This window comes from Microbacterium tenebrionis (assembly GCF_903645325.1).
Classification (GTDB): Bacteria; Actinomycetota; Actinomycetes; order Actinomycetales; family Microbacteriaceae; genus Microbacterium; species Microbacterium tenebrionis.
On sequence record NZ_CAHJXQ010000004.1, the window covers coordinates 42,156 to 59,151 of the forward strand.

Genomic DNA, 16,996 nt, shown 5'->3' on the forward strand with positions numbered 1-16,996 from the left:
GGAGAACCTCTATGGGTCGATCACCTCTCCGGTTGACGGTCGGCGTCGCACTCGCCGCTCTCGTCATCGGATCCTCGGCAACCGCAAGCTTCGCAGGCGTCGAGGGGGTGACGCATCCGACACCCGTCGACGGGACGCCAGGTCATTACATCGTCGTGATGAAGGCCGACCCGCTCGCCACCTACGAAGGCGACACCACAGGGCTGCGTCGCACCAAGCCCGACAAGGGCAAGTCGCTCGACGCGCACTCCGCCGACTCGCAGAAGTACGTCGCGCACCTGAAGAACGAGCAGCGCAAGCTCACGCAGACCGAGGGCGTGACGCCCGATGCTACCTATCAGGTCACCCTCAACGGCTTCAGCGCAGACCTCTCGGGCGAGCAGGTCGACGCGCTGCGCTCCTCGAAGGACGTCCTGGGCGTGTTCCCCGACGAGATCCGTCACCCGGACGCGCAGTCCTCCACCGACTTCCTCGGCCTCGGCGACGACAAGAAGGGCAAGGGCGGCGTCTGGGAGGAGACCGGAGGCGTGGGGCACGCCGGCGAGGGGGTCGTGGTCGGTGTCATCGACACCGGCATCGCTCCGGAGCATCCGTCCTTCAAGGGGGACAAGCTCAAGAAGAAGAACAACAAGAAGAGCGACGGCCAGCCGTACACCGATGGCTCCTACGTGTACTTCGACAAGTCCGACGGCACGCAGTTCCGCAGCGCCATCGTCGGCGGCCAGGACTGGGATAAGCACGACTACACGACCAAGCTCGTGGGCGGCCACTACTTCTCCACCGGCGCCGCCGCGGCGGGCTTCGACTTCCAGTACGACTACCTCTCGCCGCGTGACGGCGACGGACACGGGTCGCACACCGCCAGCACGGCCGCGGGCAACTTCGGCGTCGAAGCGCAGGTCGAGGATGTCGAGTTCGGCACCATCTCGGGTGTCGCGCCGGCGGCGAAGGTCTCGGCCTACAAGGCCTGCTACGTCGGCCCGGATCCGCTGGTGACGACCGACGACATCTGCGCGCTCAGCGACCTGATCGCCGCGATCGATCAGGCGGTCACCGACGGTGTCGACGTTATCAACTACTCGATCGGTGGCGGCGCGCCGTCTTCGGTGCTGCAGCCGGACGACATCTCGTTCTTCAACGCGGCAGCTGCGGGCGTGTTCGTCTCCGTCAGCGCCGGCAACTCCGGACCGGACGCCTCGACCGCCGATCACGCATCGCCGTGGTACACCACGGTCGCGGCATCCACCATCCCGACCTGGGAGGGCACGGTCAGCTTCGACGGTTTCGCGCAGGCCGGAGCATCCGTGTCCGTGCCGTTCGGCGAGACCGTCACGGGACCTGCGATCTATGCGGGCGATGCGGCGGCAGCAGGCGCTGCGGACCCGCGGCTGTGCCAGCCCGGCGCCCTGGACCCCGCCAAGGTGAGCGGACACATCGTGGTCTGCGACCGCGGTGTCAACGCCCGTGTCGAGAAGTCGCAGGTCGTGAAGGATGCCGGCGGCATCGGCATGGTGCTCGTCAACGTGCCCGGTGAGGCGGACTCGCTCGACAACGACTTCCACGCCGTTCCGACCGTCCACCTCTCGGCGGTGCACCGCGAGGCCGTGCTGGCCTATGTGCAGGGCGGGGCGGATCGCCCGATCGCCCTGACCGGTGAGAACACGACGGAGGAGACCACTCCGGTTCCGCAGATCGCGGGCTTCTCGAGCCGTGGACCCATGCAGGCCGACGGCAGCGACGTCATGAAGCCCGATGTCGCCGCCCCCGGTGTGGCGATCCTCGCCGCGACGAACAATGCCAAGAAGGACAAGCCGACCTTCGGCATCCTCTCGGGCACCTCGATGGCGTCGCCGCACGTGGCGGGTCTCGGCGCGCTGTACCTCGGCGAACGGCCGACCGCGTCGCCGGCCGAGGTCAAGTCCGCGCTGATGACCACGGCGTACGACACCGTGAACGCCGACGGATCGAAGAACACCGACCCGTTCGCGCAGGGCGCCGGTCAGGTCGATGCGACGCGGTTCCTGAACCCGGGGATGCTGTATCTGAACGGCGCGGCCGACTGGGCGGCGTTCCTCGAGGGCAAGGGACTGGCGGAGTTCGGCGCCATCGAGCCGATCGACGGCAGCGACCTCAATCTCGCGTCGATCTCGATCGGCACGCTCGCCAGCGCGCAGACGGTTACGCGCACCGTGACGTCGACGGCGGCGGGCACGTACACCGTGAGCGCTGACGTCCCGGGTGTGAACGTGAGCGTCGAGCCGTCCACGCTGTCGTTCGGCGGCGCCGGTGAGACCGCGACCTACACGGTCACGTTCGACAACGCCTCGGCACCCGTTGAGGAGTGGGCCACCGGTTCGCTCACCTGGACGGGCGACGCGGGTGCCGTGCGCACGCCGGTCGCCGTGTTCCCGGTGACGGCGGATGCTCCGGCCGAGGTCGCGGGCACCGGTGTCGACGGTTCGACGACGGTCGAGATCACCCCGGGGATCGACGGCCAGCTGCCGTTGAACCTCGCCGGCCTCACGCCGTTCGAGTTGCTGGCCGTCCCGGACAACGCGGTCGAGGGGCACTCGGGAGATGAGAACTCGGGCGACGCCAACAAGGACGTCGCGTGGATCGTGGACGTGCCCGAGGGCACGACGCTGTCGCGCTTCGATCTGGACTCGTCGGACGACGAGGGCAGCGACCTCGATCTGACGGTCTACCGGGTGGTGTCGGCGGACGACCTGCGGTACTACGAGTCGTGGCAGTCGGCGACGGCATCCGCGGACGAGCGGGTGACGATCCCGACGCCGACGCAGGGCACCTATCTCGTCGTCGCGAACGTGTACTCGACGAGCGGACCGATGACGTGGGACATGACCTACGCGAACGTCTCGGAGTCCGGTGAGGGTGCGTTCACGGCGACCCCGAATCCGCTCGAAGCGGTTCAGGGCCAGCAGACGAGTTACGACCTCAGCTGGTCGGGGCTCACCGCCGGCACTCGCTATCTCGGTGTCGTGCAGTACGGCGACTCCGCGGTGCGGACTGTCGTGACGGTCGACGCCGAGTAGCGGCTGGTCGAGGAGGGCGTCCCGGGCTTCGGCGCGGGGCGCCCTTCTCGCGTTCGGCCGGGAACGACCTGCGGGGCGACGGTCCGCTCGGGCGATCGCGCGCCCGTTCAGGTGAACATGACGCGGAGGGGCGGTTCGTCGGTGTAGGTGCGGCCGAGGGGGCTGGTCCAGAGGATGACGCCGTCGTCGAGTTGCTTGGCGGTCCATCGGTCGCGGTCGTCGACGTCGGGATGCTTGAGAGGGTGGTGGCTGGTGCAGAACAGGCTGAGGTTGCACAATGCTGTCGGTCCGCCCTGGGCGTGGTCGTGGTTGTGGTCGATCTGGCATCGGTGGGCGGGTGCGCGGCACCCGGGGAATCGGCAGTGCTGGTCGCGGGCGCGAAGGAAGCGTTTCATCCCCGCCGTGGGGACGTAGTTGTCGGTTCGGGTGACCATGCCTTGGGGGGTGAGGAAGAGGCGGTCCCAGCTGGTCGCGTTTCCGGCGAGGGTGAGTGCGGCGTCGGTGGTCATGGGGCCGTGCCCGTCGAGGAGGGTGAGGAGATCGCCGCCGCTGCCGCTGGTGTCGCTGCCGGTGCTGTTGCCGGTGCTGCTGCCGCTGTTGGTGAGGGCTGAGGCGGGGATCGTGACCTGCACGGTCGCCTTGATCGATTCGAGTGAGGTTTCGGTGACGCTGGTAGGGGCGGTGGTGAGGAGCAGGTCGGCGAGGATGTCGGCGCGGAGCTGGTCGAGGGTGCGGGTGTCGTGTTCGAGGGGACCGTATCCGTCGTGCATCGGCGTGGACTCGTGGAACACCGTGCTGCGGTCGTCGAGATCGTCGCGTCGGCCGATCGGGGCGGACTGGTCGGCCTGCTCCCTGTCGAACTGCTCGATGTAGGCGCCATCGATGTGCGCCGGCAGGGCCGCAGAGGCGGCGTCGGATACATCGCCGGACACATTGCCGGGCGCGGCGTCGGCTGCAGTGGCGTGCGCGTCGTCCGGTGCGGAGGCAGGGTCAGCGTCAGACGTCCTGGAGGCATCCGTGGTCTCTTCCCAGGGCGGTGCCTGATCGAACTCGCGTTCAAGGCGGCGCAGGAGCGCGTCGTCGAGGGCATCGGGCGGGGGAGGTCCGGTGGGTTTCTGCTGTGCGAGGGCGGCCTCGCGTTCGGCGCGGATCTTCTCCAACGTGGACCGGCGGGGACGCCGCTGGCCTTCCGGGCGGGCTTGGATGACCTGGTTGCTCATCCGGGTGAGCCTGTCGTGGATCGCGTAGGCGAGGACTTCGGGAAGGATCGCGATGAGCACCGCCCTCCCGTCCCCATCCGCCTTCACGGTCACGGCACGCTCCCCCCTGGCCCGCCGGTGCTGCTCGGTCGTGCCCAGGGGGAACACGGCCGCGGCGACCTCTCGGGCGGCCGCCCGGGTGCGGGCCGCGGTCTCGCGCTGCGCGAACGGCACGACTCGCTCCTCGTACTCGGCACGCACGCTCCCGGCCTCGTACCCGGACACGTTCGGCGCCGCGGCCACGATCACGTCCGCATGGCGCTTGCTGATCGTCCCGGACGCGAGCGCCTCGAACGTCGCCGGGAGGGTGCGGGCCAGCATCCACGCCGCCGAGATCTGCTGAGCGAACGTCGACGGCGACACATGCCCGGCAGCGGCGTACTCGGCGCACATCGACCGGAACGCCATCTCATCCCCGTCCAGACGCTCGTGCGCGAGCAGGTCGAGACGCCGCGCGAGCAACTCGACCCGTTCCGCCTCCAGCGCCCCGATCCGCGCCCCGACACCCACCCAGTCATCCAGCAGCTCGCCCTGAAGCACGAGGGAATCCTCGAGTGCCTGGGCCTGCGGGCTGAGCGTTGACATGCTCCTATTTTAGAACAAAGTTTCGAATCCTACAAGGGTGAGGCGCAAGAGATCGCGAGCTCACCGGATGCTGCGCGGGTCGATCATTCCGGGGTGGCCTCCGTCGGATCATCGGGCAGTTGCGGCCACCGGATCTCGGCGCCGGGAACGTCGTTGCGCTTCAGATAACGAGCGATGTACGGGCAGTACGGCACGATCGTGTCGCCCGACGCCACGGCATCCGCCAGCGCCTGTGCAGCCAGAACCGGCGCGAGCCCTCGGCCCTGGAATGCCGGATCGAGTTCGGTGTGCACGAACAGGATCTCGCCCGGGCGCTCCTTGTACTCGGCGAAACCGGCGAGGACATCGCCGACGCGGATCTCGTAGCGCGACGTCTCGGCGTTGCGGGTGACAGTGGGCTCATCGGTCATGGCTGCTCCCTTGCTCGGCGCCCGTCGGGCGCGCGTTATCCCCACCCTAGAACCGCCCGTGTCGGCGCGGGTCGTTACGCTGGAGGGATGCCGCAGACATCCCGTGACCCGTACGAGGATCTGCCGTGGCCGGATGCTCCGTGGGACGATGCTCCTCCTCCGGAGGAGATGGACTGGGAGCCGCAGGGCGCCGGCTACGAGCCGCCGCTCGACTGGGGCGACGGTCCGCTGACCCCGGTCGCGGCACCGGCATCCGCCGCGACGCCGTCCCGGTTCGCGACGGCGGCCGAGGCGCTGCACACGGTCTTCGGCTACGACGCGTTCCGCGGCGACCAGGCGGCGATCGTCGACCGGGTCATCGCCGGCGGGGATGCCGTCGTGCTCATGCCGACCGGTGGCGGCAAGAGCATCACCTATCAGGTGCCGGCGCTCGTCCGCGAGGGCACCGGGCTCGTGATCAGCCCGCTCATCGCGCTCATGCACGACCAGGTCGACGCGCTGCGCGCGAACGGCGTCAACGCCGCGTACCTGAACTCCACCCAGGCTCCCGCCGAACGCGCTGAGGTCGAACGCGCCTATGTCGCCGGCGAGCTCGACCTCATCTACGTCGCGCCCGAGCGACTGTCGTCCACCGCGACCACGCGCCTGCTGCAGCGCGGCACGCTCAGCGTCATCGCGATCGACGAGGCGCACTGCGTGTCGCAGTGGGGCCACGACTTCCGCCCCGACTACCTCGCCCTCGGCGACCTCGCCGAGCGGTTCCCCGGCGTGCCGCGCATGGCGCTCACGGCGACTGCGACCCGGGCCACGCACCGCGAACTCACCGAGCGCCTGCACCTCGACGACGCCGAGCACTTCGTCGCGAGCTTCGACCGGCCGAACATCCAGTACCGCATCGTTCCCAAGGTCGACCCGCGAAAGCAGCTGGTCTCGTTCATCCGCTCGATGCCCGCGGGCGCGGCCGGCATCGTCTACGCGCTCAGCCGCAAGTCCGTCGAGCAGACCGCGACCTACCTCGCCGCCCAGGGTTTCGATGCCCTGCCGTACCACGCGGGCCTCCCCGCCGAGGTGAGGGCCGCCAACCAGGCGCGCTTCCTCCGGGAGGACGGCGTCGTCATGGTCGCCACGATCGCGTTCGGCATGGGGATCGACAAGCCCGACGTCCGCTTCGTCGCGCACATCGACCTGCCGAAGTCCGTCGAGGGCTACTACCAGGAGACCGGTCGCGCCGGCCGCGACGGCGAGCCGAGCGTGGCGTGGATGGCGTACGGCCTCGGCGACGTCGTGCAGCAGCGGCGGCTCATCGACCAGAGCCCCGGCGACCGCACGTTCAAGATGCGCATGGGGCAGCATCTCGACGCGATGCTCGCGCTGTGCGAGACGGTCGAGTGCCGCAGGCAGAACCTGCTGAACTACTTCGGCCAGGAATCCGGCCCGTGCGGCAACTGCGACACCTGCCTCGAGAAGCCCGACACCTTCGACGGGCTCGTGCCGGCGCAGAAGCTGCTCTCGACGATCGTGCGCCTCAAGCGCGAGCGCAACCAGGCGTTCGGTGCGGGGCATCTCATCGACATCCTGCGCGGATCCTCGAACGACCGCATCCGCCAGCAGAAGCACGACGGGCTCGCGACCTACGGAATCGGGGCCGACCTGTCGGATCAGGACTGGCGCAGCGTCGTACGCCAACTGCTGGCCCGCGGCATCCTCGTCGCCCAGGGCGACTACGGCACGCTCGCCCCCGGCGAGGCGGCCGCCGGTGTGCTGAAAGGCGAGACCCCGGTGCCGCTGCGCAAGGACACGATGGGCAGGGTGAGTGGTGGCGGCCGCGCGCGCAAGGCGTCGGCCGCATCGGATGCCGTGGCCGAGGGCGACCGCTCGCTGTTCGAGGCTCTGCGCGTCTGGCGCGCCGAGACCGCGCGCGAGATCGGCAAGCCGGCGTACATCGTGTTCGGCGATGCGACGCTGCGGGCGCTGGCCGAGCTGCGCCCGGCATCCATGGCAGACCTCGACGGCATCACCGGGATCGGTGAGAAGAAGCGCGAGGCGTACGGTGACGCCGTGCTCGCGGTGGTCGCCGCGAACTGAGGCGACTGGGGCGGTTTCGACTCGCTCCGCTCGCTCAACCCGTTTCGTCTGCGCGGCGTGCGGCCGCTCCGCTCAACGACCCGCGGTGGCGTATGGCTCCGCATGAACGGCGACCGTCGCCGAGCCACCGAGCAGCTTCGAGACCGGGCAGCGCGCGTGCGCCTGCGCGAGCACGCGCTCGGTCTCGTCGAGCGACGCGCCTTCGACCGACAGGTACGCGTCGACATGGAACTCGTAGCCCGGGCCGTCCGCCGCATCGTGCAGCTCGACCTCGACGCGCACCGCCGTGCGCTGCTCCGGCGCGACGAAAACGCGTGCCGTCGCGTTCAGGCAGGTCGCCCAGGCGAGGGCGAGCAGTTGCTCCGGGTTGCTCGCCGCCGGGTCGCGATCGGGGTTCAGGGGAGAGGCCACCGCGACCCTCATACCGCCGGTGACGCTCGAGACGCCCGTCCCGCCGTCGCCGTTGCTCGCTTCCGTCCGATACCGCATGCTCATCCCTCCATCCTCCCTGCCTGCCCACCACGTCGGCGGATGCCGTATCAGTTCGGTCGGTTACGGCTCCGGATAACCGACCGAAGTGATACAGCATCCCCGCGTTCACGGCATCCTGTCGGCTCGCGACAACCGGCCCAGGCCACGCCCGCCGTCACGATTGGAGATTCCGCACAGCACGCTTCGCCTCGGGTTGGAGAAGTTCTACGGTTGAAGCATCCTTACTTCTCTCTGAGAGGAATATCATGGTCGACGCCGTCCGCACTTCGCAGAAGACGGAAGACAAGAGCCCGCAGATCGATGTGCCCCGGGTCACCGACCTGCTGCTCGGCACCTGGGCGGACACCCGCCGCACCGCGCGCGAGATGATCAAGGACCCCGCGTTCTGGCGCGACGACTCGCTCGGCAAGGACGAGCACCGCGAGCGCGTGCTCAGCCAGCTGCACCTGCTCGTGCAGAACAGCGCCGTGCACCGCGCGTTCCCGAAGGAGTTCGGCGGCGAGGAGAACAACGGCGCCAACATCGCCGGCTTCGAAGAACTCGTCGCGGCCGACCCGAGCCTGCAGATCAAGGCCGGCGTGCAGTGGGGCCTGTTCGGCTCGGCCGTGCTGCAGCTCGGCACCCAGGAGCACCACGACAAGTGGCTGCCCGGCATCATGGATCTCTCCATCCCCGGGGCCTTCGCGATGACCGAGATCGGGCACGGATCGGATGTCGCTGCGGCCGCGACCACGGCGACCTTCGACCCCGAGACCGACGAGTTCGTCATCAACACGCCCTTCCGGGCGGCGACGAAGGAGTACCTGGGCAATGCCGCGCTGCACGGTGTCGCGGCCACGGTCTTCGCGCAGCTCATCACGAACGGCGTGAATCACGGCGTGCACTGCTTCTACGTCCCGCTGCGCGGCGAGGACGGCAACGACCTCCCGGGCATCAGCCGCGAGGACGACGGGCTCAAGGGCGGGCTCAACGGCATCGACAACGGCCGTCTCGCGTTCGACAACGTGCGCGTCCCGCGCACCAACCTGCTCAACAAGTACGGCGACGTCGATGAGAACGGCGTCTACACCAGCCCGATCGACAACCCCGGTCGCCGCTTCTTCACCATGCTCGGCACGCTGGTGCAGGGCCGCGTCTCGCTCGACGGTGCAGCGTCCTGGGGGTCGGCCCTGGGCCTGTACATCGCGATCACCTACGCGACTCAGCGCCGCCAGTTCGACGGAGCGGACGGGCAGGAGGTCGTGCTGCTGGACTACGGCAAGCACCAGCGCCGGCTGCTGCCGCGCCTGGCCACCACGTACGCCCAGATCTTCGCGCACGACGAGTTCCTGCAGAAGTTCGACGGGGTCTTCTCGGGCCGGACCGACACCCCGGATGACCGGGAGGACCTCGAGACGCTCGCCGCGGCGCTCAAGCCCCTGTCGACCTGGCACGCGCTCGACACCCTCCAGGAGGCGCGCGAGGCCTGCGGTGGATCGGGCTACATGTTCGAGAATCGCCTGGTCGGGCTGCGTCAGGACCTCGACATCTACGTCACCTTCGAGGGGGACAACAACATCCTGCTGCAGCTGGTCGGCAAGCGTCTGCTCACCGACTTCGCGAGCCAGTTCAAGGACAAGGATGCCGCGGCACTCGCCAAGTACGCCGTCGGCCAGACTGCGGGCAAGGTGTTCCACGGTGCGGGCCTGCGCCGATTCGGTCAGGCGATCGCCGACTTCGGTCAGGTCGCCCGTTCGGTCGAGAACGGACTGCGCGCCGAGCAGCAGCACGAGCTGCTCGCCGACCGCGTGCAGCAGATGGTCGCCGATATCGCCGGCCGCCTTCGCCCGGCCGGCAAGGACAGGGTGCTCGGCGAGAAGCTCTTCAACGAGAACCAGGCCGACCTCATCGAAGCCGCTCGCGCCCACGGCGAACTGCTGCAGTGGGAGGCCTTCACGGATGCCGTGAACAGCATCCCCGACGAGGGGACGCGGCAGGTGCTCACGTGGCTGCGCGACCTGTTCGGGCTGCAGCTCATCGAGAAGCACCTCGCGTGGCACATCATCAACGGCCGCCTCTCGACCCAGCGCGCCGCAGCGGTCTCCAGCTACATCGACCGGCTGTGCCTGCGTTTGCGCCCGCACGCCCTCGACCTCGTGAACGCGTTCGGGTACGAGCCCGAGCACGTCCGGGCGCCCATCGCGAGCGGCATCGAGCAGCAGCGCCAGGACGAGGCCCGTGCGTACTATGCCGAGCTCGCGGCATCCGGCAACGCTCCCGTCTCCGAGAAGGCGCTGAAGAAGGCCGCCAAGAAGTAGCCGCGCCCGCGGTGCGTACGCTGGGCGCATGACCTCCCTCCTCACCGGAACCGACGGGCGCGCGCGCTGCGCGTGGGTCGGGACGGATGCCGAGTACGCGCGCTATCACGACGAGGAGTGGGGGACGCCGCTGCACGGCGACCGCGCACTGTTCGAGAAGATGTCGCTGGAGGGCTTCCAGGCGGGCCTGAGCTGGATCACGATCCTGCGCAAGCGCCCGCGCTTCCGCGAGGTCTTCGAGGGCTTCGTCCCGGAGCGCGTCGCGCAGTTCGATGAGGACGACGTCGAGAGGCTCATGGCGGATGCCGGCATCATCCGCAATCGCGCGAAGATCCTGGCCACGATCGGCAATGCGCGCATCGTCGCCGAGATGGCGGAGGGTGAGCTGGATGAATTCATGTGGTCGTTCGCGCCACCGGCATCCGCTGCTCGTCCGGCATCCTTCGCCGATGTACCGGCCGTCACGGCGGAATCGACCGCGATGAGCAAAGAGCTTCGGAGGCGAGGGTTCCGGTTCGTCGGCGCAACCACGATGTACGCCCTGATGCAGTCGGCCGGAATGGTCGACGATCACGTCGAGGGATGCTGGCGCGCAGCCTGATCCGGTGGGCATCTCTCCCCGTCGTGGCCCTTCATGCCCTGCGGTTAGTATGTAGCGGTGCGTCCGGTCGATCTGCGTCCGTGGGCAACATGTGAACGTGTACCGGGGGGATACCGAGGATGAAGGCGCTGTCGTGGTTGCGCACCAAACCCAAGACAGCCGCATCCATTGCGGGGATCACAGCCGGGATCGTGGCGATCGGCACCCTCGCATTCGCGTATGAGGGCAACCCCACCACCAAGGTCGATCTGAACGACGGCAGCGTGTGGATCACCAAGTCCTCCGCGCTCATGGTCGGCCACTTCAACAATGAGTCGGCGCTGATCGACGGCGGTCTGCGCACGACGGGCGAGAGTTTCGACATCGTCCAGGACGAGTCGACGATCCTCGTCACCGACACCTCGAACTCGACCCTCACGGCTGTCGATCCCGCACGCGTCTCGCTCGAGGACAGCACCACCGTCCCCGGCGGCGCCAAGGTCGCCCTCGGCGAGCAGACGACCGCGATCCTCGACCCGCAGTCCGGTAACCTCTTCGTCGTCCCCGTCAAGGGCATCTCCGGGTTCGAGCTCGAGGGCGCCGAGCCGACCGCTGAGCTCGGCAAGAACTCCGATGTCACCGTCGGCGTCGACGGCACCGTCTACGCGGTCTCCGGCGAGAAGTCCGAGGTCGTCACGATCCCCGTCGACAACCAGGGCGAGCCGCTGGATGCGCAGACGGCATCGCTCGGCGAGCTCGACACGTCCATCGCGCCGACCATCACTGCGGTCGGCACGACCCCGGTCGTCCTCTCACCCGCCGACAGCGCGGTCATGACCCCTGGCGGGTTCCGCACCGAGATCACCGGTGCGGATTCCGCTGTGCTGCAGTTCGCCTCGGCGCCGACCGACTCGGTCGCCGTCGCCACGGCATCCCAGCTCCTCGAGGTTCCGCTCGACGGCGGCGACCCGACGGGGACGGATGCCGGCGGCGAGGGCAGCCCTGCCGCACCCGTCTCGCTCCTCGGCTGCACCTACGGCGCCTGGTCGGGCACGGGGCAGTTCTTGCGCGACTGCCCGTCCGACGCAGACGACGTGCACGAGGAGATCCCTGGGATCCAGACGTCCGCATCGCTGACGTTCCGCGTCAACCGCGAGGTCATCATCCTCAACGACACCGTCGGCGGCGCCGCGTGGCTCACCGACGAGAGCCTGCAGCAGGTCGACAACTGGGACGACCTCACCCCGCCCGAGGGTGAGACCGAGGACGAAGAGGACACCACACAGGAGACGGTCGAGACCACCCTGCCGGTGCGCACGGCCGAGAACACACCGCCCGTCGCCGAGGACGACTCCTTCGGAGTGCGTCCCGGCCAGACCACGGCGCTCCCCGTGCTCGACAACGACAACGACGCCGACGGCGACGTGCTGGTCGCCGCGCTGACCGGCAAGCAGCCCTCGATCGGCACCGTCCAGCCGATCTACGACGGCGGATCGCTGCAGATCGCCGTCGGCGAGGAGGCCTCGGGCTCGGCATCCTTCACGTACGAGGTCGATGACGGACGCGCGGGCAAGGACACCGCGACCGTCAGCCTGACCGTGAAGGACTGGGACACCAACACCGCTCCCAAGCCGAAGCGCAAGACGGCGCTGGCGATCGAGACCGGCGGCACGGTCTCGTACAACATCCTCCCGGACTGGATCGACCCCGAGGGCGACGACATCTACCTCCGCGAGGTGATCGCCGCGCCCGGTGACGAGGTCGAGTTCACCACCGACGGTCAGATCACCTACCGCGCGACCGCGAGCCTGCAGGGCCGCAAGGAGGTGCAGGTCGTCGTCGCCGACGCGCTGGGCGAAGCGGCGACCGGGACGATCGTGCTCGACGTCCGCCCATCGGGCTCCACGCTCCCCAAGACCAACGCCGACCACGTGCAGACGCGCGTCGGCGAGCAGGTGACCGTCTCGCCGCTCGCGAACGACTCGAGCTCCGGCCGCGAGCCGCTCCGGCTCACGCGCGTGAACGGCGACGAGTCACCGGGTGCGGCGATCGAGCCGGACTACCCGAACAAGACCTTCACCTTCAGCGCCCCGGCCCCCGGCGTCTACTACGTGCTGTACGAGGTCGCCGCCGGCCCGAACGGCGTGCCAGGCATCGTCCGGGTCGACGTCGCCGACGCCGCTGAGCAGGATCTGCCGCCGATCGCCGTGCGCGATGTCGCGCTGCTGCCGACCGGTGGCGAGGTGCTGCTGGGCGTGCTGAACAACGACACCGATCCGTCCGGCGGCATCCTCGTCGTCCAGTCCGTCAGCGTCGAACCCGGCAGCGGGATCTCGGTGTCGGTGCTCAACCACGAGTCGCTCCGCATCGGCGACCAGGGGGCCCTCGACGAGCAGGTGACCATCACCTATCGGATCTCGAACGGGTCGAAGACGGCCGAGGGCGAGGTGATCGTCATCCCGATCCCCGCGCCGGACAAGATCATGCCGCCGGTGGCGACGCCGGACAAGGCCGTGGTTCGCGTGAACGATGTCGTCACGATCCCCGTGCTCGACAACGACAGCAGCCCGATCGGCGACGCCCTGTCTCTCGAACCCGAGCTCGTCGAGCCGCTCGTCGATCCGGAGGACGGCGAGATCTTCGTCTCGCAGGACACCGTGCGCTTCAAGGCGGGCCCCGAGGCGAAGACCGTCTATGCCACGTACGAGGTCTCGGACACCCGCGGCAACAAGGTCGGCGGGTACATCACGATCCAGATCGTGCCGGAGCAGGACGAGAACGCCGCCCCCCGTCCGAAGGACATCACCGCGCGCGTGCTGAGCGGCAACACGGCCAACATCGCCGTGCCGCTCGACGGCATCGACGAAGACGGCGACTCGGTCGAGCTCATCGGCCAGGCGACCAGCCCTGAGAAGGGCCGGATCACGGAGGTCGCCCAGAACTACTTCGTGTACGAGGCGTACGCCGACTCCGCCGGCGTCGACACGTTCTCCTACCGGGTCCGCGACCGGCTCGGCAAGGAGGGCACGGCGACCATCCGTGTGGGCATCGCCGCCGCGGAGGACATCAACCAGGCGCCGTATGCGGTTAAGGACTCCGTCGTCGTGCGGCCAGGACGCGAGATCGCCGTCCCGGTCATGGCGAACGACTCCGATCCCGAGGGCGACAAGATCTCTCTCGTCGAGGACGGCCTCGTCGAACCCGACGTGGAGGGCATGAGCGCCCGCGTCTCGGGCGACCGCATCCTCGTCCAGGCGCCCGACCGCGCGGTCGAGACCTCGTTGCAGTACACGATCGTGGACGCGCGGGGCGCGGAGGCACAGGCCGTGCTGCAGATCAGCGTCGACGAGGACGTCCCGCTCGTCGCTCCGATCGCCCGCGACGACCGCGTGCTCCCGGCCGACCTCACCGACGGCGAGCTCACCACCGACGTGGACATCCTCGCCAACGACGAGGATCCGGACGGCACGACCGAGGGTCTGACGGTCGAGGTCGGCGACGGCGGCACGCTCCGCCAGGACGGCACGGTGCGCGTCACCGTCGGCGAGCAGATGCAGCTCATCCGCTACACGCTGACCGACCGTGACGATCTGTCGACCTCGGCGTTCATCTTCGTGCCCGCGGTGAAGGACCTCCGGCCCGCTCTCACCTCGACCAAGCCGGTCGAGGTGGTCAGCGGCGAGACCAAGGAGCTGCCGCTCGACGACTACGTCACCGTCGCCGGCGGCGGCTCGGTGACGCTGACCGAGCACGCCAAGGTCTCCGCGGCCCACAGCGACGGCTCGGATCTCGTCAAGGACGGAAGCACGCTTGTCTACACCTCGGCAGACCGCTACTTCGGCGAGGACGGCGTCTCCTTCGAGGTCACCGATGGCACGGGACCGGATGACCCGGAGGGTCGCAAGGCCACGCTGACGATCCCGATCACGGTGCTGCCCCCCGACAACCAGCAGCCCGAGTTCACGCGCGGCGAGGTCAATGTCGCGCCGGGCGAAGAGGCCACCACGCTCGACCTCGCGGCTCTGACGACCGACCCCGATCCTGAAGACGCCGGCAGACACACGTACCAGTTGGTCGGGAACGCCGGCGACGGCGTGAGCGCGCGCGTCGAGGGCGACACACTCTCGGTCGAGGCTGCATCGAACGCGCGCAAGGGCACGTCGCAGACCCTGACGATCCGCATCTCGGACGGCGAGACGGAGCCCATCGAGGGCACGGTGGTCGTGAACGTCACGGCCTCGACGCGCGAGCTCGCGACGGCGAACACCGACACGATCGACGAGGCGAACCAGGGCGAGACGATCATGGTGCCCGTCCTGGACAACGACACGAACCCGTTCCCGGACACCCCGCTGAATGTCCGAACCGTCAACATCGAGACCGGAGTCGGCAGCGCCGAGGTCGTGGGCGACCAGGTGCAGGTCACACCGGGAGCGCAGTTCGTCGGGCAGCTCGTGCTCCGCTACACGATCGAGGACGCCACGGAGGACCCCGACCGCCACGTCGACGGCCGGATCGTCCTCACCGTGCAGGGCGTTCCAGACGCCCCGGGGCGGCCGCAGGTGACGAGCGTGCAGGACCGCACCGTCGTGGTGTCGTTCTCGGCACCGTCGAACAACGGAGCCGAGATCACCGGCTACACGGTCACGAGCACCTCGGGCAGCTCCTACAGCAAGGAGTGCGCGACGACCACCTGCACCCTGGACGGTCTGACCAACAACGTCGAGTACACGTTCCAGGTCACCGCGCACAACCGCGTCGGAGAGTCGGATCCGTCCGGTGCGTCGGAGGTCGCGCGCCCCGACGCGCGACCGGACACCCCGGTGCCGCCGACGCTCGTGTTCGGCGACAAGTCGCTCAAGGTGGCGTGGAAGACGCCGACGACGCCCGGATCCCCGGTCGAGTCGTACAACCTGCAGATCTCGCCGGCCCCGCCGTCCGGCGTCACCGAGAAGACCGGTGTGACCGGCAACTCGCTGACCTGGGAGGGGCTGGAGAACGGCACGTCCTACCAGGTGCGCGTGCAGGCGGTGAACCGCGCGCCGGAGCCGTCGAGCTGGAGCGAGTGGTCGCTGGCCGAGATCCCGGCAGGGCCCCCGATGCAGGCCGCCGCCCCCACGACGGCCGAGCTGACGCCCGTCGGCGACCAGGCGCAGATGCAGGTGAGCTGGGTCGCACCGAACAACAACGGAGCCCCGATCACCGGCTACCAGCTGCAGGTCCTCGAGGGCGGAACCACGGTGCGCACCATCCCGGTGCCCGCGGGGCAGACGAGCCAGGCGGTCGTGGTCCCCACGTCCGAGGCGGCTTACTCGTACATCGTCCGCGCTGAGAACAAGGCGTCGTGGGGCCAATGGAGCCCGGCGTCGGCCGAGCGTCGCGGTGCCATCCGACCGGATGCCCCGACCAAGCCGACGATCTCGGCCGGCGATCGGTCGATCACGATCACCTCGAACTACACCCTCACCGCCGAGCAGCGAAACGGCGCCAGGGCATCCGAGATCACGTATCAGTACCTGCTCAACGGCGGTGGCGGCTGGAAGAACCTCACCAGCAACACGATCGGCGGACTGAGCAACGGCAACGACTTCTCGCTGCAGATCCGGGCGCTGTCGAACACCGGCACCGGCAGCTACACCGGCGTCGCCTCTGCGGCGTCGAACACGGTGACGCCGTTCGGCATCCCGCCCACGCCGAACGCGAGTGCGCGCAACAACGGCGGCAACATCACGATGAGCTGGAGCAGCAACGGCAACAACGGTGCCGCGATCCAGATGCAGATCCGCATCCGCGACCACAACGGCAACTGGACGGGCTGGCAGGACGTCGCCAACAGCGGCAGCCGCAACGTCGGCGGCCAGTACTCGCAGACCTGGGTGATCGAGGCTCGCGCGACGAACAAGGCCGGCACGTCGGGCGTGGCCAGGGACTCGGCGACGACGGATGCCAAGCCGCAGCCGACGGCGAAGACGGGCAAGGGTGCAGGGGGCTACTGGCCAGGGGAGTGCACCCATTCCAGCTGCGCGTACCTGACGGTCACCGTGGCCAACTTCCCTGCGGGCGACTACCGCCTGTACTGCGACGACGGCGGGCGCTTCGGCGGGGCTCGCAAGTACGTTCCGGCCAACGGCACGGTCCAGCTCGGCTGCTTCTACGGCATGCCCGGCAAGTCGATCCGCGTGTACATCGAAGGCTGGGGCTACGCGGACCCGATCACCTGGTGACGGCGAGAGAG

8 protein-coding genes are annotated in these 16,996 nt (G+C 69.0%); 5 read left to right on the plus strand and 3 right to left on the minus strand.

The window, feature by feature from the left end; all coding sequences use genetic code 11:
- Positions 1-11: 11 nt before the first annotated feature.
- Positions 12-3,053: a S8 family peptidase gene (locus tag HWX58_RS07915; protein WP_175986741.1), complete on the plus strand. Its 3,042-nt coding sequence runs from the start codon at positions 12-14 to the stop codon at positions 3,051-3,053.
- A 107-nt stretch (positions 3,054-3,160) separates the two neighbouring features.
- On the opposite strand, the gene HWX58_RS07920 is transcribed toward HWX58_RS07915, so the two are convergent.
- Positions 3,161-4,897: an HNH endonuclease signature motif containing protein gene (locus HWX58_RS07920; RefSeq protein WP_175986743.1), complete on the minus strand. Its 1,737-nt coding sequence runs from the start codon at positions 4,895-4,897 to the stop codon at positions 3,161-3,163.
- Between the two features lie 83 nt (positions 4,898-4,980).
- On the minus strand, positions 4,981-5,307 hold the full coding sequence (locus HWX58_RS07925; RefSeq protein WP_175986746.1) for a GNAT family N-acetyltransferase: 327 nt from the start codon (positions 5,305-5,307) through the stop codon (positions 4,981-4,983).
- Positions 5,308-5,394: 87 nt separating this feature from the next.
- On the opposite strand from HWX58_RS07925, the gene recQ reads away from it, so the two are divergent.
- Complete coding sequence (gene recQ, locus HWX58_RS07930) at positions 5,395-7,392, plus strand: DNA helicase RecQ (RefSeq protein ID WP_175986748.1); 1,998 nt, start codon at positions 5,395-5,397, stop codon at positions 7,390-7,392.
- A 72-nt stretch (positions 7,393-7,464) separates the two neighbouring features.
- Here recQ and HWX58_RS07935 read toward each other — a convergent pair whose 3' ends face one another.
- Positions 7,465-7,887 carry an OsmC family protein gene (locus HWX58_RS07935; RefSeq protein ID WP_175986751.1) on the minus strand — a complete coding sequence of 141 codons (423 nt, stop codon included), beginning with the start codon at positions 7,885-7,887 and terminating at the stop codon, positions 7,465-7,467.
- 242 nt (positions 7,888-8,129) lie between these two features.
- On the opposite strand from HWX58_RS07935, the gene HWX58_RS07940 reads away from it, so the two are divergent.
- The 3 genes from HWX58_RS07940 (at position 8,130) to HWX58_RS07950 (ending at position 16,985) form a co-directional block, all read left to right on the plus strand.
- Positions 8,130-10,181, plus strand: coding sequence for an acyl-CoA dehydrogenase family protein (locus HWX58_RS07940; protein WP_175986754.1), 2,052 nt, complete (start codon positions 8,130-8,132; stop codon positions 10,179-10,181).
- Between the two features lie 28 nt (positions 10,182-10,209).
- Positions 10,210-10,782 carry a DNA-3-methyladenine glycosylase I gene (locus HWX58_RS07945; RefSeq protein WP_175986756.1) on the plus strand — a complete coding sequence of 191 codons (573 nt, stop codon included), beginning with the start codon at positions 10,210-10,212 and terminating at the stop codon, positions 10,780-10,782.
- 119 nt (positions 10,783-10,901) lie between these two features.
- Positions 10,902-16,985 (plus strand): Ig-like domain-containing protein, encoded by a 6,084-nt coding sequence (locus HWX58_RS07950; RefSeq protein ID WP_175986758.1) that lies wholly within the window; start codon positions 10,902-10,904, stop codon positions 16,983-16,985.
- Positions 16,986-16,996 lie beyond the last annotated feature (11 nt).

Bases quoted from the DNA above. Each gene is read 5' to 3' on its own strand.
- HWX58_RS07915 (WP_175986741.1), top strand. From the start codon at position 12: ATGGGTCGATCACCTCTCCGGTTGACGGTCGGCGTCGCACTCGCCGCT.
- HWX58_RS07920 (WP_175986743.1), bottom strand. From the start codon at position 4,897: ATGTCAACGCTCAGCCCGCAGGCCCAGGCACTCGAGGATTCCCTCGTG.
- HWX58_RS07925 (WP_175986746.1), bottom strand. From the start codon at position 5,307: ATGACCGATGAGCCCACTGTCACCCGCAACGCCGAGACGTCGCGCTAC.
- recQ (WP_175986748.1), top strand. From the start codon at position 5,395: ATGCCGCAGACATCCCGTGACCCGTACGAGGATCTGCCGTGGCCGGAT.
- HWX58_RS07935 (WP_175986751.1), bottom strand. From the start codon at position 7,887: ATGAGCATGCGGTATCGGACGGAAGCGAGCAACGGCGACGGCGGGACG.
- HWX58_RS07940 (WP_175986754.1), top strand. From the start codon at position 8,130: ATGGTCGACGCCGTCCGCACTTCGCAGAAGACGGAAGACAAGAGCCCG.
- HWX58_RS07945 (WP_175986756.1), top strand. From the start codon at position 10,210: ATGACCTCCCTCCTCACCGGAACCGACGGGCGCGCGCGCTGCGCGTGG.
- HWX58_RS07950 (WP_175986758.1), top strand. From the start codon at position 10,902: ATGAAGGCGCTGTCGTGGTTGCGCACCAAACCCAAGACAGCCGCATCC.